Consider the following 17,395-nt stretch of genomic DNA (forward strand, 5'->3'; position numbering starts at 1 on the left):
CCCGATGGCACGAAGCGGGGCTACTGTGAAGCTCTTCGTGTCACGGAGCGACAGATTTTGGGATCCGGACGTGGATCTTGGTGGCGATTTCGCAGTAGAGACGTGGAAGCATTTTGCGTTCGGACTACGCCTGGCTTGCGTCATGACGCGCCTCCAGGCAGCGAAGAACGTGCCGCGAGAGCACGGCCTCCGGCCGCGATGGCGAGCGCGACAATGATCAGAATCGCAGCAACCGCAAACGTGATCCGCATACCGGCGGCAACGGCCTCCGAGCCCGCCGTTGTAATGTCAATCGCCACTGAGGCGAACGCGAACACAGCCCCCATGACGGATGCGCCAGTGATGAGCCCGAGATTGCGCGACAGATTGAGCAAGCCGGAAATGACGCCCCGCTGGTCCGGACGGATATCCGCCATGACGACGCTGTTGTTGGCCGCCTGGAACAGCTGATAACCGGGGGTCAATATGGCGATGGCGACAATGTAGCCCGCAATCCCGAACATTGTCGGAAGCACGGACAGAGCAATTGAACCAACCGCCATTTCGATGAGTCCGACGATGACCATGAATGGCGCACCGAAACGATCGACAATGCGACCGGCGGGGACACCGCTCAGTGCGGAGATAACAGGGCCAATCGACATGACGATCCCGACAACAGCCGCATTGAGCCCGAGCGCTCGAGACAGATAGAACGGCCCCACCACCAGCGTCGCCATCATCACTGTCGCAACGAGCGCGTTCATCGCCAGGCTGGCACTCAGCAGCGCGTTGCGGAATGCGGCCAATCGGATCAAAGGCGATGCCACTCTCGCTTCCACAAGCACAAAGAACCCGGCCCCGAAGGTTGCAGCCACCAACAGAGCCATGTTGAGCGGACCGAAATTGCCATGCCCAATCGTCATCGCAAGCGCATAGGCGCCAAGCGCCAGGGCAAGCAGCAGCGTACCCACGACATCGAAGCCGGCCCGCGCCGTCCTCGGCTCCCGGCGGTCGGCCGGCAGATAGCGATAGGCGAGAACAACGGCCAGCAAGCCCAGTGGCACATTGACCAGGAAGATTGCCCGCCAACCGGCTCCGGCAATCAGAAGGCCGCCGAGCGATGGACCGAGAGCGGTGCCGATCGCCGACATCGTTCCGAGCAACCCCATGGCGCTGCCGGTCCTTGCTTTCGGAACCGTCTCACCGACAACAGCCATGGTGAGGGCCATCATGATCGCCGCCCCCAAGCCCTGCGCCACCCGGGCGGCAATCAGCAGCCAGAGCGTCGGCGCGACGCCACACAGGACCGAGGCCGCCGTGAACAGGAAGAGCCCGGCCAGCAGCAGCCGCCGGCGGCCGGCGATGTCACCGAGCCGTCCGACGCTGACGATCAGGGTGGTGATGGCGAGGAGATAAGCCAGCACGATCCACTGGACGTCCTGAAACGAGGCGTCGAACGCCTGCGCCAATGTCGGCAAGGCAACATTGGCGATGCTGATGCCGAGTGAGGACAGCAACATGGAGAGCGAAAGACCGGCAAGCGCCCAGCGAACCGAAGGTGCCCGTTCCACATTCCCAACGACTGCCTGTGCTGCATTGATTGGTCCTGCATTGATTGGCTTCAACATGAACTCCGTTTCCTGGCGACTCCCGAACGGAGCTGGCAGACACGTAGTCCTTTGCCTAACATGGCGGAAGATGCATCATTTGCACTCGATCATTGCGCTTGACGCCATGTCAGAACGTGCCGGCCATGCTATGATCCCATGATGCCGCATCCCGATCTCAATCTGCTTGTCACCCTCGATGTGCTGCTGACGGAAGGCAGCGTTGCGCGCGCCGCCAGGCGGCTGCGGCTGAGCCCATCGGCGACGAGCCGGGCGCTGGCGCGACTGCGTGAGGTGATGGGCGACCCGCTGTTGGTCAGGGCGGGACGCGGCCTCGTTGCCACACCCCGGGCGCTCGAGCTCCGAGAGCGCGTCGGTCAGCTTGTGCAGGACGCTGAAGCCGTTCTGCGTCCTGTCGAGACGCTCGACCTGAAACGGCTTGTACGAACCTTCACGCTCAGAAACAGGGAAGGCTTTGTTGAGAATTTCGGACCGGATCTCATCGCGCGCATCGGCGAACAGGCACCGGGCGTAAGGCTGCGTTTTGTGCTGAAGCCGGACAAGGACAGCACGCCGCTGCGCGACGGCAGCGTAGACCTTGAAACGGGCGTCGTCGGAAAGGCCACGGGACCAGAGGTGCGCGCGCAAGCCCTGTTCCGTGATCGTTTCGTCGGTGTCGTGCGGATGGGGCATCCATTATGCGAGGCCGCGATCACCCCTGCCCGCTATGCGGCTGGCCGGCACATCCTCATCTCCCGTCGCGGGCTCGACAGAGGATCGATCGACGATGCCCTTGAGCCTCTAGGGCTGACACGGGAGATCGTGACGGTGGTCGGCGGCTTTTCGGAAGCTCTGGCTCTGGCCCGCGCCTCGGACCTGATCGCCAGCGTTCCCGAACGCTATACGGGAAATCTGCGCGATGGACTGTTCTGTTTCCCTCTGCCGGTTCTCTTGCCGGAAATCACGATTTCACTTTTGTGGCACCCGCGGCTGGATGCCGATCCGGCGCACCGCTGGCTGCGGGGGTGCATTCGAGACGTTTGCACGGAGCATTCACATCGAAGCGTCGCTCCAGTCTGAACGACTGAACATCGCGCCATGACATATCGACCAGCCGTCAGCGCCTCCTCAAATTGAAACAATTTCAAAAAGAAACGACATGAAGGATGAGATTCCACAAAAACGGAATAAATCCAGAAAATGATAGGAAAATCCGCAACAATTGGAACTAAATTCTATTGAGGGGCGGTGATTAGGTTGCTAGCGTTGAAGCGCTTCAATTGGGTCGGACACCGTGCAGCGCAAGCGCCCCACCATTGCCGATGTCGCACATGCCGCCGGTGTTTCCATCGGCACGGTGTCGAACTTCATCAACGACACAGCGGTCGTCAAGGACACCACGCGCGAACGCATCCAAAAAGCCATTTCCGATCTGATGTACCGGCCAAGTGCCTTTGCGCGCTCGTTGCCGGGTCATGCTCCGCGCCGGCCGAAGGAAATCGAGGGATTGCCTCGGCTGCTGGTTGTAGGCCGTGTGAGCGTCGATTTTCTCTGCCGTGTCGATGTCCTGCCGCACCGCGACGATCGCATCACGGCCAGGCACATTGAAAAGGCCCTGGGCGGCCCCGCCGCCAATCTCGCCGTTGCTGCCGCTGGCATCGGCGCGCCCTTTGCCCTTGACGTCGAACTGGCGACGGCCGTTGGAGACGATCCCGAAAGCGACTGGGCGCTGGCCGAGCTTTCAAAGCTCGGCGTCCACGCTTTGCCGATCCGGCGCACATTCAACAACCGCCTCTCACAGGCAATTGTCATCATCGAACTCAACGGCAGCCGGACGATCATCAGCGAACCGTTCGAACTCAGCGAAGTCGATCTGACCGCCAATATGGATGTTCAGGCCGAGGTCCGCCCGGCCTGCCTTCACATCGAGGGTTTCCACTATGAAAGCATGATCGGTTCCATCGATCGCTTTCATCAGGCGGGTTGGAAAGTAAGCCTGCATTCGGCCGGCTTGCCCCGGAGTTCGAGAACGCCCGATGCCTTTGTAGACATGGTCAAACGGGTCGATCTGACCTTCATCAACGACGTCATGCTGCGCGAGATTTTCGACCTCCGTACGCCGTTGGCGACAATGATCCAGCAGATCCGCGACACGCTCGTCCGGGTCAAGCAACGCGGCACGGTCGTGCTGACGCTTGGCGAATTCGGCGCCGTTGTTTTTCCCAAAACCGGCGGACCGCAGATCGAGGTCCCGGCACTTCCCGTCGACAGGGTCGACGCCACAGGCGCCGGCGACAGTTTCGCCGGCATCTTTCTCGGCCTGTGGCTGCACGGGGCCTCCCTGGAAGAGGCCGCGCGTTACGCTGCCATCGGCGGCAGCCTGACAACCACCGCCGAAGGCGCGCAGGGGCACATTGCAAATTTCGAGGAACTGAAAGCGGCGCTCACGCCGAACAGGACCATGCCGGCCGACGAGGCCATCGACCACGCCTCAGCCGGCAAGAACAGCGAACGGATCAGCGCAAAACACAGGCGGCGCGGACAGGAGATCGTACAATGAGCAAGACAAAAGTCCTTCTGGTTGGAGAAAGCTGGGTCAGCGCGGCAACGCACTACAAGGGCTTCGATCAATTCGGCAGCGTGACGTTCCATCTGGGCGCCGAGCCCCTGGTCAAGGCGCTGAGGGACAGCGAATTCGAGCTTGACTACATGCCCGCCCATGAAGCGGTGGAAAAGCTGCCCTTCACCATCGAAGGCCTCTCCCAATACGACGCGATCATTCTCTCCGACATCGGCGCCAACTCGTTGTTGCTGCATCCCGACGTCTGGCTGCACGGCAAGACGGTGCCGAACCGGCTGAAACTGTTGCGGGACTGGACCAATGCCGGCGGCGGCCTGGTGATGGTTGGAGGCTATTTCAGTTTCCAGGGCATTGACGGCAAGGCCCGCTGGCACCGCACGGCGGTGGAAGACGCGCTGCCCGTGACCTGCCTTCCAAACGACGACCGCCTCGAGATACCGGAAGGATTTCGCCCTTCGATCACAGGCTCGAAGGATCACCCGATCCTTGCCGGCATCGAGGGGGATTGGCCTCTCCTTCTCGGCGCCAACGAGGTCGTCGCAAAGGATCGCGACGACGTCGAAGTGCTGGCTTCATTGCCGCAGGATCAGGGTGGACATCCTCTGCTCGTGGTCGGGCGCCATGGCAAGGGGCGCACGGTGGCCTGGACCTCCGACATCGGCCCGCATTGGCTGCCGAACAGTTTTGTCGAATGGCCCGGCTATGCGCGCCTTTGGAAGAACGTGCTGAGCTGGGTGAGCAAGGCAGTCTAGCAACCAACCCTCGGAATTGTCGCCATGACCGCTGCTTTTCTCGTTGCCCGGGGGATAGCCAAGCGCTTCGGCGCGCTGACCGCGCTGTCCGACGTCGACCTGGAAATCCGCCCCGGGGAAGTGCTGGCCCTCCTCGGTGACAATGGCGCGGGCAAGTCGACCTTCATCAAGATCCTGGCGGGCGCGCATCCGCCAAGCGACGGCGAGCTGATCGTCGAGGGCATGCCGGTCGCATTCTCCTCGCCGAAAGATGCGGCATCGTCGGGGATCGCGACGATCTTCCAGGAGTTGGCGCTTTCTGAAAACCTGTCGATTTCGGAAAATGTCTTCCTTGGCCGCGAACTCAAGCGCTCGGTTCTCGGCGTTCCGTTTCTCCGCCGCGCGGAAATGCGGCGGCGCGTAGACAGCCTGCTCAAGGAGCTCGACGCGCATATTTCCGACCCGGAAGCGCCGGTCGGCAGCCTCTCGGGTGGTCAGCGCCAGGCTGTAGCCATCTGCCGCGCGCTCAATCTGAACGCCAAGCTGGTCATCATGGACGAGCCGACCGCAGCACTTGCCGTGGCCGAAACGCGGAAGGTTCTGGCTTTGACACGGCGTCTTGCGGAGCGTGGCTGCGCCGTGGTGCTCATCAGCCACAACATCTCCGAGGTCTTCGAGGTTGCCGACCGGATCGTCGTCTTCCGGCGCGGCCGAAAAGTGGCCGAACGGCTGCGTGCCGAAACCGATCCCGAAGAAATCGTTTCGTTCATAACAGGCGCTCATCCCGGCGTGCGGGCGCTCGAAAAAACAAATTAGAAACGCGCGCCAAATTCCAGAGAGGTTCAAATCATGCTTAAGCACATCAGGAAAGCTCTTGCAGTCTCGGCGCTGTCTTTCGCCGTTTCAAGCGCCGCCTTTGCGCAGGACAAGCCGAAAGTTGCCTTCGTGCCGCAATTGATCGGCATTCCCTATTTCAACGCCATGGAAGCCGGCGGCAATCGCGCCGCGAAGGAACTCGGAGTCGACTTCATCTACAGCGGCCCCGTCGACACCAATCCGGTCGACCAGTTGCAGATCGTCCAGAACCTTATCGATCAGGGCGTCAACGCGATCTCGGTCAGCGTTCTCGACGCCTCCAGCATCGCCCCCGTCGTCGCGGCCGCCGAAGCCAAGAATATCAAGCTGTTCACCAGCGACAGCGATGCGCCCGACAGTGGCCGTGCAGTCTACGTTGCCCAGGCTACGGATGAGGGCCTGGGCGCCACCATCATCGACGAACTGGTCAAGCGCGTAGGCGAAGAAGCCAAGATCGGCATCGTTTCCGGTGAAGCGACGGCGTCCAATCTGAACGCCTGGATCGGCTTCATGCAGAAGCAGGCATCGGCGAAATACCCGAAGCTGCAGCTTCTGGAGCCGCAGTATGCCGGCGGCACGGCAGAGCGCGCCGCCCAGATTTCCGGCGACCTGATGGCCGCCAATCCGGACATCAAGGCCATCATCGCGGTTGCGTCCACAACATGCCCGGGCGTCGCGCAAGCCATCGAAACCGCCGGCAAGATCGGGGCCGTGATCGGTGCAGGCTATTGCAGCCCGAACACCGCGCGCTCCTACCTCAAGAGCGGCGCCTTTGGTTTCACCGTTCTGTGGGACCCGGCACAGCTCGGTTACCTCACGGTCTGGGCTGGAAAGCAGTTGATCGACGGAAAAGCATTCGAAGCGGAGAACAAGGTTCCGGGATTCGACAACCCCGTCACCTATGACGCCACCAAAGGCATTCTGCTGCTCGGCCCGCCGGCTGTGTTTACGGCCGAGAACGTCGACAAGTTTGATTTCTGAGCCGCGGCAAACGATGCGACAGTTCAGAGACGGTGTTTTCTCGATGACCGGGCGGGAGTGGTCCTTGCTCGCCGCCTGCGTGCTGGCAATCATCGTCTTTTCTGTCGCATCGCCCTACTACGCCACGTCAGGCAATGCCGGAACGGTCTTGCGCAACAGCATCGAGTTGCTCCTGATCGGCCTGGGAATGATGTTGCTCCTGGCCATGGGCGGCATCGATGTATCCGTCGGGGTCGTCATGGGCCTGGCGGCGATCGGGGTTGGCCGGGCGCTCGGAGCCGGTGTCGACCCGGTGCTCACAGCGTTTGTCGGCCCGCTCACGGGCGCGCTGCTAGGCCTTGTGGCAGCCACCGTCATCGTGCTTGGCCGAGTGCCGGCCATTGTCGGGACGCTTGGTCTCCTCGGTGTCTACCGGACGGCGATCTTCGTCCTGCTTGGCGGCCAATGGCTTTCCGGCCTACCGACCGGGCTGACGGTTCTGCTTGGAACGACCATTCTTGGCCTGCCGATCGCCGCCTATGTGATCGCCCTCGCCTATCTGGCCGTCTGGGTCGCCCTGCGGCGAACGCCCTTTGGCTTGCATCTGCTTGCCATCGGCAACTCGGAAGAAAAGGCCCGGTTGTCCGGCATCCCCGTCGTCAAGGTCAGATTTGCGACCTTCATCATCAGCGGCGCCCTCACCGGTCTCGCCGCCACCTTTTATGTCGCCAACTATCGCAACGTCGAGATGACCGTCGGCAGCACATTGGCGCTTGATGCGATCGCGGCCGTGGTTCTCGGCGGAACCAGCATACTGGGAGGAAAATGCAGCCTTGTCGGCACCGTCCTTGGCGTCCTGCTCCTCAGGATCCTCCAGAACGGTCTACTGCTGGTGGGGGTTCCTTCCCTGTGGCAACCGGTAGTGACCGGAGGACTGCTGATCGGCGTGCTCAGTTTCGAGGTTCTTTCCAACCGTCTGTCCCTCTTGCAGTTTCGGTGGGCCGGCAAATGAACCGTATCCGCAATCTACAGGGTTCGACGCTTGTCCTCACCCTGCTGGCGCTGTTGTGGGTCGTTGTGGTCTTTGTCTTGCTGGTCTTGAAGCCGTCCGTATTCAGTCTGGCAACGGTTACGACGATCCTCCAGTTTTCAACGATACTGGCGCTCGTCTCCCTGGGACAGGCTATCGTCGTCATGGCAGGCGGAGCCGGCATCGATCTCTCCGTCGGCGGTATTGTTTCGCTTTCGGCCATATTCGGCATGCTCGCTCTCAAGGCGGGCCTGCCGTCGTTTCTCTTGCCGGCAACGTGTGTTTTCGCCGGGGCCGTTCTGGGTGCTTTCAACGGCATCCTCGTCACAAGACTTTCCATCCTTCCGCTGATCGCAACGCTCGGCACGTTCTTCATCTACTCGGGCCTTGCGCTGGCCCTGACCGGAGGGGCGGCACAATCGGGCGTGCCGGGCTGGCTGCTGATCTGGGGGCGCAGCGTTTTCTCGAGCATTCCGGCTCCCTTCCTCACGATCGCAATTCCTGTCTTTGCAATCGCGGGAATCGTTCTGATGTGGACGGCCTGGGGCCGCTGGATCTACGCGATCGGGTTCAATGAGCGGTCGGCGCATCTGGTCGGCATTCCGGTCGATCGTGCACGGCTCATCCTGTACGGCTTGAGCGGCGCACTTTCCGGTGCCGCGGCATTGATCTCGCTGGCATGGCTCGGAAGCGGCCGGCCCAATATCGGGCAAAATCTCGAACTGGAATCGCTGACCGCCGCAATGCTCGGCGGCATTGCGATCTCGGGCGGTCGCGGCGGCGTAGGCGGCGTCTTTGCGGCCGTCATCCTGCTGGTGACGCTCAAGACCGGACTTTTGCAGCTAAACGTCAACACGGTCTGGCAGCTGGGTATCGTCGGCGCTCTTCTGGTGTTCGTGCTTCTCGCCGATCGACTTTCCCAACGTTGGAGATAATTCATGCCGTCTTTCGAGGACATCATTGCCGAGCGCGTGGAGGCGCAGGCCGAACGCATCGTCGAGACACTCAGCGACCTCGTGGCATTCCCGTCCATCGTCAAGTCGAATCCGAAAGAAGCCGGCCCCGGCGAAAGAGACTGCCAGCTGTATTTGCAGAAAAGACTGGAAAGGCTGGGCTTCACAACGGATCTCTGGGATCCTGACGGCCCGGCACTTTACGAAAAGTACAAAGGCCGGCCCGGCGCCAACAAGGGCCGGACGTTCGACGGCAGGCCAAATCTCGGCGGCGTCCTGAAAGGCAAGGGCGGCGGCCGGTCGATCATGCTCACCGGTCACATCGATGTCGTGCCGCCGGGAGCGCCGGAGCACTGGACGACCGATCCGTTCCAACCTGTTTTGAAAGACGGCTTTCTGCATGGCCGTGGAACCGTCGACATGAAAGGGGGCGTTGCCTGCATGCTGATGGCCGTGGAAATCCTGAAAGAGCTTCAAACGCCCCTTTCGGGCGACATCGTCTTTACGACGGTGGTTGACGAAGAGATCGGCGGCATGGGGTCGCTTGCGATGGTCGACCGCGGCTTTCGCGCGGACGCCGGCATCATGACGGAGCCGACAGCCAACCGGATCGCGCCCCTGTGCCACGGCATCCTATGGGGACGGATCGTCATCGACGGCATCGGCGGCCATGCCGAGCTGACCCCGAATGCCTGGTATTCGACCGGTCCGGTCGATGCCGTGCAACTGTGCAGGCAGATGCTCGACGGCATCGACATATTGAACCGCCGCTGGATGTTCGACCCGAGGAAGAACCATCCTCTGATGGATCTGCCGAACCAGATCATCGTGACCCAGCTGAACGCCGGCGAGCACCCCTCCTCTATGGCCGGCAGGGCCGAGATCATCATCGATGCACAATACCTGCCGAGTGAAAAAGACGAGTTCGGCCTCGGCGGCAATGTCAAACGCGAGATCGAGGAACATGTCCTCAACATTTGCCAGGCCGACCCCTATCTGCGCGAACATCCCGCCCGCGTCGAATGGATCCTCGATGCCGACTGCGCGGAAATCCCGGCCGACAATCCGTTCGTTGCCGTGTTCCAGGGCGCGGTCGAGAAAGCAAATCTGTCGCCGGCACTGTCAGGGTTCGGGGCGCACAGCGACATCGGCTTGCCGACGGGCCTGGGAAACACCCCGACCGTCAATTTCGGCCCGGGAGATCCGGCTCAAGCCCATCAACCCAACGAGCGCGTGTCGGTCCGCGATCTCGTCGATTGCACAAAGGCGATTGCACTGGCGATTGAGCACTGGTGCCGGTGAAAGCGATGGACGCCGACCTGCCGTCGCGTCTTAAGCCGCTGCTGGCTTGATCAAGGCAATTCGGTATTGCAGGCGCCGGCGATCTGGCCGACCGCCTCGCTGAACCCGGCGAGGTCGAAATCGGCCTCGCCTCGCCCAGACAGCAGCCCGAACCGCCAGGACAGCTGGAGTCGGTCTGCGGAAACCAGTCGCCTGATGCCGTCGGCACCCTCCCGAACCAGCGTCCTGCCTCGCGGGCCGACCGACCAGTTCTCGTTGACTCTGCTGGCCTTGTCGACAGTCACCGACACGGTGATGGTCCGACTGGCGGAGACGGCATCGTTCAACTGCAGCCATTCGCTCCAGCGCGGTTCACCATTCGGGCGGCAGGCAATGGTCAGGACCGGGCTGTAGCTCAAGGCGCCGCCGCCGGTGATGAGCTTGTTGGTGGCATGGAGCGAGGCGGTGACCAGACCATCGCTGCCCGTGTCGAACCGCCAATTATCAGGAGCGCTATTGGCCTGGGCGATACCGCAGACCGATGCAAGGAGGAACGCCGTGGTGACCACGCCTCCGGTACCGACGAATAGCTTCAACGATCCCTCCAACAACCCTGCACTTTGCAACACGGTGCAGATAATGATCAAAACCTCGCACCGCCAGCCGCGAAGCGCTGCCTGGGGGCACGAATCTGTTGCCTACCGCATCGCTCGAAAATTGGAATCGATTCTTGGATAACACAATGTGCAGACAGTAAGAGTTCAAAGCGTACTTTATGCGTCCAAGTGGACGCATGTGACTTTAAGGTCACAACGAAAAAGGCCGCATTGAGGGCGGCCTTCGCAAGTCGGCAGAATTTCCGTGTTGTTTGGCGCTCTGGGCAAGATTTTTCTTCCGGGCAGCCTTCTTCTTTTGGGTTTTTCCACACCATTGCCATTGCGTTTTGCGGCCGATCGGAAGACCGCACTAGAATTTCGACCGGAAATCGAGCTATGATGCACGCGGCATTTCCTGGGACGACTTCTCGCCCCTTGGAATGCCGGGAGGAAACGGGATATGGCCATCGCGCTTGTACTCGTTTTGGTAGTTGTGGGCTCGGTGTTGTTCCACTTCCTGAGCCCATGGTGGTGGACGCCGATTGCCTCGAACTGGGACTATATCGACAACACCATCATCATCACCTTCTGGATCACCGGCGTCGTCTTCGCCGCCGTCATCCTATTCATGGCCTATTGCGTCTTCCGCTTCCGTCATCGGGAAGGCAACCAGGCGGCATACGAACCCGAGAACAAGCGGCTCGAATGGTGGCTGACGATCGTCACCGCGATCGGGGTGACGGCCTTGCTGGTTCCCGGCCTGTTCGTGTGGAGCCAGTTCGTCAACGTTCCAAGCGACGCGACCGTTGTCGAAGTCGTCGGCCAGCAATGGCAGTGGAGTTTCCGCCTGCCTGGCAAGGACGGCAAGCTCGGCACGTCCGACACCAGCAACGTCACCGCTGAAAATCCGCTGGGCGTGATCGCCGACGATCCCAATGGCCAGGACGACCTCGTGGTCGAAGCGGCCGATCTGCATCTGCCGGTCGGCAAGCCGGTCAAGATGCTGCTCCGCTCGATCGATGTGCTGCATGATTTCTACGTGCCGGAATTCCGCGCCAAGATGGACATGATACCGGGCTCGGTCACCTATTTCTGGTTCACCCCGACCAAGACCGGAACCTTCCAGGTGTTGTGCGCCGAACTCTGCGGCCAGGGGCATCCTTTGATGCATGGCGTGGTCATGGTCGATACGCAGGAAGATTATCTCGCCTGGCTCGGCGAGCAGCAGACTTTCGCGCAATTGTCAGCCCCCCAGCAGGTGGGCTCGGCAGAGTAGACGCCGGGAAAGACGGCGACGTGGGTTGAAATTACGGCAGGGCTCGAAACCGTCGAGTCTCGCCGAAAAGGACACAGAGGTGTTCCTATGGTCGATACCACACCTGCAGATGCCATTCCGCCCGCCGAAGTCGCGGAGATGGAACTCTATCATCCGCACAGTTGGTGGACGAAATACGTCTTTTCGCAGGACGCCAAGGTCATCGCCATCCAGTATTCGGCGACGGCGACGGCAATCGGCATGGTGGCGCTGGTGCTGTCCTGGATGATGCGGCTGCAGCTCGGCTTTCCCGGCACGTTCGACTTCATCACCCCGGAAGCCTACTACCAGTTCATCACCATGCACGGCATGATCATGGTGATCTACCTGCTCACGGCACTCTTCCTGGGTGGCTTCGGCAATTACCTGATCCCGTTGATGGTCGGCGCTCGCGACATGGTTTTTCCCTATGTCAACATGCTGAGCTACTGGATTTACCTGCTCGCCGTGCTGGTTTTGGTGTCGAGCTTCTTTGCGCCCGGCGGACCGACGGGTGCCGGCTGGACGCTCTACCCGCCGCAAGCCATCATGACCGGCACGCCAGGCGGCCAGGACTGGGGCATCATGCTGATGCTCGTCTCGCTGATCCTGTTCATCATCGGCTTCACGATGGGCGGCTTGAACTATGTTGTGACGGTGCTGCAGGCCCGCACGCGCGGCATGACGCTGATGCGCCTGCCGCTGACTGTCTGGGGTATCTTCACCGCGACCGTCATGGCGCTGCTCGCCTTCCCGGCGCTGTTTGTCGCCTGCGTCATGATGTTGTTCGACCGTGCGCTCGGCACCAGCTTCTTCATGCCGGCGATCGTCGAGATGGGCGAGCAGTTGCAGCACGGCGGCGGCAGCCCGATCCTGTTCCAGCATCTGTTCTGGTTCTTCGGCCACCCGGAGGTCTACATCGTGGCGCTTCCGGCCTTCGGCATCGTATCCGACCTGATCAGCACCCATGCGCGCAAGAACATCTTCGGCTACCGGATGATGGTCTGGGCCATCGTCGGCATCGGCGCGCTGAGCTTCGTGGTCTGGGCGCACCACATGTATGTCAGCGGCATGCACCCCTATTTCGGCTTCTTCTTCGCCACCACGACACTGGTCATTGCCGTCCCGACCGCGATCAAGGTCTACAATTGGGTGCTGACGCTGTGGCGCGGCGACATCCACCTCACCATCCCGATGCTTTTTGCGCTGGCCTTCATCGTCACCTTCGTCAATGGCGGGCTGACCGGGTTGTTTCTCGGCAATGTCGTCGTCGACGTTCCGCTGTCGGACACGATGTTCGTCGTTGCCCATTTCCATATGGTCATGGGCGTCGCCCCGATTCTCGTGATCTTCGGCGCGATCTATCACTGGTACCCGAAGGTCACTGGCCGGATGCTGAACGAGGCAATGGGCCAGTTCCATTTCTGGGTCACCTTCCTCGGTGCCTATCTGATTTTCTTTCCCATGCACTACATCGGCCTGATGGGCGTGCCGCGGCGCTACAACGAACTGACCGACATGACGGTGATGACCGAGTCGGCCCACAATCTGAACGCGTTCATCAGCATCATGGCATTCCTCGTCGGCTTTGCTCAGGTCGTGTTCCTGTTCAATCTGATCTGGAGCATCCGCCATGGCCGAGAGGCCGGCGGCAATCCGTGGCGTGCCACGACGCTCGAATGGCAGACGCCTGAAACACCGCCCGCCCATGGCAATTTCGGCAAGGAACTGCCGATCGTCTATCGCTGGGCCTATGACTACAGCGTGCCGGGCGCCAAGGAGGACTTCATCCCGCAAAACGTGCCGGGCTCCTTCGGTTCCTCAAGGGAGCCGGCATGAGCGTCATTCTGGTCTTCCTTCTCGTGATCGCTGGCTTTGCCGGATGGTGGCTTTCCCACCAGCGGCTGATGGCGAAGCCATGGCTCGAGCAAGGTGTGATCGGGGATACTATCGGGTTGGAAGGATCGACGCTGCCGACCGCCAAGATCGGCCTCGGCGTCTTCCTCGCCGTCGTCGGCTGCCTGTTCGCGCTGTTCACCAGCGCCTATTTCATGCGCATGGCGCTGTCGGACTGGCAGGCGCTGCCGTTACCGCGCGTGCTCTGGTTCAACACCAGCGTGCTGGTGCTGAGCAGCATCGCACTGCAATGCGCCTCGGTCGCCGCGCGCCGAGGCCAAATCGACACGGTCAGGCTCGGCCTCGCCACGGCTGGGCTCACCGCGCTTGCCTTCCTGATCGGGCAGCTTGTGGCATGGCGAGACCTGACCGCCGACGGCTACCTGCTGACCGCCAATCCGGCCAACAGTTTTTTCTACCTGATAACCGGGATGCATGGCCTGCACATACTGGGAGGGCTGGTGGGGCTGAGCAGAACCGCTGCCGGCGCCTGGAACGGAGCACGGCCGGCGCGGCTTCGCCTCAGCGTCGAATTGTGCGCCATGTACTGGCATTTCCTGCTTTTCGTCTGGCTCGCGATCTTCGCGCTTCTGGCCGGCTGGGCCGCGAGTTTTATCGAGATTTGCCGACAGTTGCTGACCTAGGAGGGCCGGACGGATGGCAGAGACGACACTGACGCATATCGGCCAGACACAGCCGCGGCCGGCGGGCTTGCGAGGCGTCGCCGCCGACTGGTCCTCGGATCAGCGCGCGTTCAAGAACGTGTCCTGGGGCAAGGCCATGATGTGGATCTTCCTGCTCAGCGACACCTTCGTCTTCGGCTGCTTCCTGCTCTCCTACATGACAGCGCGCATGTCCACCCGAGTGCCGTGGCCCAATCCGAGCGAGGTCTTTTCCCTTCATATTGGCGGCTCGGATATTCCACTGATCCTTATCGCCATCATGACCTTCGTGCTCATCTCGAGCAGCGGAACGATGGCCATGGCAGTGAATTTCGGCTATCGCCACGACCGTCGCAAGACGGCGATCCTCATGCTTCTGACCGCAGCGCTCGGCGCGACCTTCGTCGGCATGCAGGCCTTCGAATGGAGCAAGCTGATCGCAGAGGGGGTGCGGCCCTGGGGCAATCCGTGGGGAGCGGCGCAGTTCGGGTCATCCTTCTTCATGATCACCGGCTTCCACGGCACCCATGTCACGTTTGGGGTGATCTTCCTGATCATCGTGGCGCGAAAGGTCTGGCGCGGAGATTACGACACCGGACGGCCCGGCTTCTTCACCAGCCGCAGAGGCCGCTACGAAAGCGTCGAGATCATGGGCCTCTACTGGCATTTCGTCGACCTGGTCTGGGTGTTCATTTTCGCGTTTTTCTATCTTTGGTGAGAGGCAGATATGGCTGAAGCAACCGCAAACGGTCTGGGGCAACACACGCTGCACGCTGGTCATCCGCATGACGCGCCAGCGACCGGCGTCGCCGATGCGGACGTTCATCAGGAGCACCCGATCAAGCTCTACCTGGTGGTCTGGGCCTGGCTGTTCATCCTTAGCGCCGGCTCCTACATGGTCGATTATGTCGGCCTGCAGGGCTACCTCAGATGGTCGCTGATCCTGATCTTCATGATGCTCAAGGCCGGGCTGATCGTCGCGGTCTTCATGCACATGGCCTGGGAAAGGCTGGCGCTGGCGTATGCGATCATATTGCCGCCGATACTGGTGCTGGTGTTCACGGCAATGATGGTGTTCGAAGCCGATTACACGCTTCTCACCCGGATGGTGTTCTTTGGGACCGGGTCCTGACGCGCAACCCGAACTCCGCTTTTCGTCGGCATTTCCCGTCAAGCGCCGGAGGTTTGCGCCCGCTCTGTCTGCCTTGCCTTGAAACGATCGGCAGCTGGCCCATTTTTGTCATCACCGGAACGACAGAAGGAGAACGATATCAGTCGTTTTCCCGTCGCGAACTCCAGCAAGGGAGGCTCAAGATGACCATCGCAAACAGACTGAAGGACTTTATCGACGGGAAAGGAGTGTCCTACGACACCGTCGCGCATCATCGCACATCGACAAGCAGACAGGCCGCCATAGCGGCACATGTGCCCGGCAGCATAATGGCCAAGTCGGTGGTCGTTCACCACGACGATGGCTATGCGCTTGCCGTGGTTCCCAGCACGCACAGGATCGAGCTCGGCACGTTGCAGGGCGTCATGGACAAACGTATCGGACTCGCCTCCGAAGATGAGGTCGTTTCGCTCTTCGAGGATTGCGACACCGGCGCCGTTCCGCCGATCGGCGCGGCCTACGATGTGCCGGTGATCCTCGATGAAAGCCTTGGTGATGCCGCCGACATCTATTTCGAGGGCGGCGACCACAGGACGCTGGTGCATGTCAGCGGCAAGGATTTCCGCAGCCTGACCAGCGACGCACACCAGGCCCGCTTTAGCTACCCGGCATATTGAGCGGTCCGCCTTGCCGCACCGGTGCTTTCGCCGATGCGGCAAAGGCAGGATCTTTCAGCCCACCGGCTTGGTGGACGTCGGCGATTCCACAACTTTCCGATAGACGTGCCAGGTGGCATGACCGAGGATCGGCAGCACGACCGCCAGTCCGGCGAACACCGGCAGCGAGCCTATGATCAGCGCCACGGCGACAATCAATCCCCACACAGCCATCACGATCGGGTTCGCCAGCACCACGCGCACCGAGGTGTGGATGGCCTCGTAGGCTCCGACGTCGCGGTCGAGCAATAGCGGGAACGCGACGACCGTGGTGCACAGCACGACCGCGGCGAAAACGAAGCCGATAGCGTGGCCGAGGACAATCAGCGTCCAGCCGCGTCCCGTGGCGAATATTTCACTGATGAAGCTGGAGAGCGATTCCGGCGGGGCTGGGCCGAACACCTGCTGGTAAAATGCCTGCGCGGTCAAAAGCCAGGCGATGAAGATCGCAAGCAGCATGATCCCGACCGCCGCGATGGCCGGCAGCGCCGGAGAATTCCTGACCTCGAAGGCGTGGCTCCAGGAGGCGTCGAGGCCGGCTTCCCGCCTCCGGCTGATCTCGTAGAGGCCGAGCGCCGCGAACGGACCGATCAGTGCAAAACCCGACACCAGCGGAAACAACAACGGCAACGCATTGTTGCCCGACGTCCAGACAGCGAGCACGACGCCGACAAGCGGATAGATCAGGCAGAGAAAAACGATGTGCGACGGTTTGACCATGAAATCGTCGACGCCACGCCTGAGCGCGTCGAAAAGGTCGGAAACGCCGATCTTTCGAATTCTGGTGTGCTCCAGCGTCTCGCTGGCACCTGCAATCACGTGAAAGCTTGCCATGACCATTCCTCCAGACCAGGTCCGGTGGATCGCGGTTTCGCGGTGCTGTCGTTCAGCGTGACTGGTCACGCAAAACCGCGACCTGCACCATGATCAACATACGCCTTCACACGGCGTTTGTCGCCCTTTGTCAGAACAGCGCCGCTCCGGTGATCAGGCTAGCTCTAATGGCCGTTCTTCGATATTCTCAAAATGGGTTGAAGGGTGAAGGTCATGGATGGAAAGACCGTTCTCATACTCGGCCTTGGCGTGGTTATTCTGCTGTTGCTGGGATTCTGTGCGCTGCCAACGTGAAGCCTGAGCCGG

17 protein-coding genes are annotated in these 17,395 nt (G+C 61.2%); 14 read left to right on the forward strand and 3 right to left on the reverse strand.

The features are described 5' to 3' along the window. Nucleotides 1–140: 140 nt before the first annotated feature. Entirely contained in the window at nt 141–1,610 is a 1,470-nt protein-coding gene (locus E5X88_RS00405) for an MFS transporter (RefSeq protein WP_292157112.1), read from the reverse strand. Between the two features lie 141 nt (nt 1,611–1,751). Between E5X88_RS00405 and E5X88_RS00410 the strand changes: the two genes are divergently transcribed. From E5X88_RS00410 to E5X88_RS00445, 8 genes are all read left to right on the forward strand, one after another. Next, on the forward strand, nt 1,752–2,669 hold the full coding sequence (locus E5X88_RS00410) for a LysR family transcriptional regulator (protein WP_292157619.1): 918 nt from the start codon (nt 1,752–1,754) through the stop codon (nt 2,667–2,669). A 214-nt stretch (nt 2,670–2,883) separates the two neighbouring features. Further along, the gene (locus tag E5X88_RS00415) at nt 2,884–4,149 is read left to right on the forward strand and encodes a PfkB family carbohydrate kinase (RefSeq protein ID WP_292157114.1); all 1,266 of its coding nucleotides are present in this window, start codon (nt 2,884–2,886) and stop codon (nt 4,147–4,149) included. Then, a complete protein-coding gene (locus E5X88_RS00420; protein WP_292157116.1) occupies nt 4,146–4,922 on the forward strand; it encodes a glutamine amidotransferase in 777 nt (258 codons plus the stop codon). The genes E5X88_RS00415 and E5X88_RS00420 overlap by 4 nt, the downstream gene beginning before the upstream one ends. Nucleotides 4,923–4,946: 24 nt before the next feature. Further along, nucleotides 4,947–5,717: an ATP-binding cassette domain-containing protein gene (locus tag E5X88_RS00425; protein WP_292157118.1), complete on the forward strand. Its 771-nt coding sequence runs from the start codon at nt 4,947–4,949 to the stop codon at nt 5,715–5,717. Nucleotides 5,718–5,750: 33 nt separating this feature from the next. Further along, nucleotides 5,751–6,737 carry an autoinducer 2 ABC transporter substrate-binding protein gene (locus E5X88_RS00430; RefSeq protein WP_292157120.1) on the forward strand — a complete coding sequence of 329 codons (987 nt, stop codon included), beginning with the start codon at nt 5,751–5,753 and terminating at the stop codon, nt 6,735–6,737. A 13-nt stretch (nt 6,738–6,750) separates the two neighbouring features. After that, a complete protein-coding gene (locus E5X88_RS00435; RefSeq protein WP_292157121.1) occupies nt 6,751–7,728 on the forward strand; it encodes an ABC transporter permease in 978 nt (325 codons plus the stop codon). Next, the gene (locus E5X88_RS00440; protein ID WP_292157122.1) at nt 7,725–8,681 is read left to right on the forward strand and encodes an ABC transporter permease; all 957 of its coding nucleotides are present in this window, start codon (nt 7,725–7,727) and stop codon (nt 8,679–8,681) included. The genes E5X88_RS00435 and E5X88_RS00440 overlap by 4 nt, the downstream gene beginning before the upstream one ends. Nucleotides 8,682–8,684: 3 nt before the next feature. Beyond that, nucleotides 8,685–10,001 (forward strand): M20 family metallopeptidase, encoded by a 1,317-nt coding sequence (locus tag E5X88_RS00445; protein WP_292157124.1) that lies wholly within the window; start codon nt 8,685–8,687, stop codon nt 9,999–10,001. 50 nt (nt 10,002–10,051) lie between these two features. Here the strand turns inward: E5X88_RS00445 and E5X88_RS00450 are convergent, their stop codons facing one another. Beyond that, on the reverse strand, nt 10,052–10,576 hold the full coding sequence (locus tag E5X88_RS00450) for a hypothetical protein (protein WP_292157126.1): 525 nt from the start codon (nt 10,574–10,576) through the stop codon (nt 10,052–10,054). Nucleotides 10,577–11,036: 460 nt separating this feature from the next. On the opposite strand from E5X88_RS00450, the gene coxB reads away from it, so the two are divergent. The 6 genes from coxB to E5X88_RS00480 all read left to right on the forward strand — a co-directional run bounded on the left by coxB (nt 11,037) and on the right by E5X88_RS00480 (nt 16,216). After that, on the forward strand, nt 11,037–11,852 hold the full coding sequence (gene coxB / locus E5X88_RS00455) for a cytochrome c oxidase subunit II (protein ID WP_292157127.1): 816 nt from the start codon (nt 11,037–11,039) through the stop codon (nt 11,850–11,852). Between the two features lie 87 nt (nt 11,853–11,939). Next, complete coding sequence (ctaD, locus tag E5X88_RS00460) at nt 11,940–13,709, forward strand: cytochrome c oxidase subunit I (RefSeq protein ID WP_292157129.1); 1,770 nt, start codon at nt 11,940–11,942, stop codon at nt 13,707–13,709. Continuing rightward, nucleotides 13,706–14,410 (forward strand): cytochrome c oxidase subunit 3, encoded by a 705-nt coding sequence (locus tag E5X88_RS00465; protein ID WP_292157131.1) that lies wholly within the window; start codon nt 13,706–13,708, stop codon nt 14,408–14,410. The genes ctaD and E5X88_RS00465 overlap by 4 nt, the downstream gene beginning before the upstream one ends. 13 nt (nt 14,411–14,423) lie before the next feature. Continuing rightward, nucleotides 14,424–15,146, forward strand: a complete 723-nt coding sequence (locus E5X88_RS00470; protein ID WP_292157133.1) for a heme-copper oxidase subunit III family protein — start codon at nt 14,424–14,426, stop codon at nt 15,144–15,146. A 9-nt stretch (nt 15,147–15,155) separates the two neighbouring features. Next, a complete protein-coding gene (locus tag E5X88_RS00475; RefSeq protein WP_292157136.1) occupies nt 15,156–15,560 on the forward strand; it encodes a cytochrome C oxidase subunit IV family protein in 405 nt (134 codons plus the stop codon). Nucleotides 15,561–15,742: 182 nt separating this feature from the next. After that, nucleotides 15,743–16,216, forward strand: coding sequence for an aminoacyl-tRNA deacylase (locus E5X88_RS00480; RefSeq protein WP_292157138.1), 474 nt, complete (start codon nt 15,743–15,745; stop codon nt 16,214–16,216). 54 nt (nt 16,217–16,270) lie between these two features. Here the strand turns inward: E5X88_RS00480 and E5X88_RS00485 are convergent, their stop codons facing one another. Then, on the reverse strand, nt 16,271–17,089 hold the full coding sequence (locus E5X88_RS00485) for a DUF2189 domain-containing protein (RefSeq protein WP_292157140.1): 819 nt from the start codon (nt 17,087–17,089) through the stop codon (nt 16,271–16,273). Nucleotides 17,090–17,395 lie beyond the last annotated feature (306 nt).

Origin of the sequence: Mesorhizobium sp. (assembly GCF_004962245.1) — a bacterium.
Lineage (GTDB): Bacteria > Pseudomonadota > Alphaproteobacteria > Rhizobiales > Rhizobiaceae > Mesorhizobium.

Coding starts and splice junctions, on each gene's coding strand:
- E5X88_RS00405 (WP_292157112.1), bottom strand. CDS start 1,610: ATGTTGAAGCCAATCAATGCAGGACCAATCAATGCAGCACAGGCAGTC.
- E5X88_RS00410 (WP_292157619.1), top strand. CDS start 1,752: ATGCCGCATCCCGATCTCAATCTGCTTGTCACCCTCGATGTGCTGCTG.
- E5X88_RS00420 (WP_292157116.1), top strand. CDS start 4,146: ATGAGCAAGACAAAAGTCCTTCTGGTTGGAGAAAGCTGGGTCAGCGCG.
- E5X88_RS00425 (WP_292157118.1), top strand. CDS start 4,947: ATGACCGCTGCTTTTCTCGTTGCCCGGGGGATAGCCAAGCGCTTCGGC.
- E5X88_RS00430 (WP_292157120.1), top strand. CDS start 5,751: ATGCTTAAGCACATCAGGAAAGCTCTTGCAGTCTCGGCGCTGTCTTTC.
- E5X88_RS00435 (WP_292157121.1), top strand. CDS start 6,751: ATGCGACAGTTCAGAGACGGTGTTTTCTCGATGACCGGGCGGGAGTGG.
- E5X88_RS00440 (WP_292157122.1), top strand. CDS start 7,725: ATGAACCGTATCCGCAATCTACAGGGTTCGACGCTTGTCCTCACCCTG.
- E5X88_RS00445 (WP_292157124.1), top strand. CDS start 8,685: ATGCCGTCTTTCGAGGACATCATTGCCGAGCGCGTGGAGGCGCAGGCC.
- coxB (WP_292157127.1), top strand. CDS start 11,037: ATGGCCATCGCGCTTGTACTCGTTTTGGTAGTTGTGGGCTCGGTGTTG.
- ctaD (WP_292157129.1), top strand. CDS start 11,940: ATGGTCGATACCACACCTGCAGATGCCATTCCGCCCGCCGAAGTCGCG.
- E5X88_RS00465 (WP_292157131.1), top strand. CDS start 13,706: ATGAGCGTCATTCTGGTCTTCCTTCTCGTGATCGCTGGCTTTGCCGGA.
- E5X88_RS00470 (WP_292157133.1), top strand. CDS start 14,424: ATGGCAGAGACGACACTGACGCATATCGGCCAGACACAGCCGCGGCCG.
- E5X88_RS00475 (WP_292157136.1), top strand. CDS start 15,156: ATGGCTGAAGCAACCGCAAACGGTCTGGGGCAACACACGCTGCACGCT.
- E5X88_RS00480 (WP_292157138.1), top strand. CDS start 15,743: ATGACCATCGCAAACAGACTGAAGGACTTTATCGACGGGAAAGGAGTG.
- E5X88_RS00485 (WP_292157140.1), bottom strand. CDS start 17,089: ATGGCAAGCTTTCACGTGATTGCAGGTGCCAGCGAGACGCTGGAGCAC.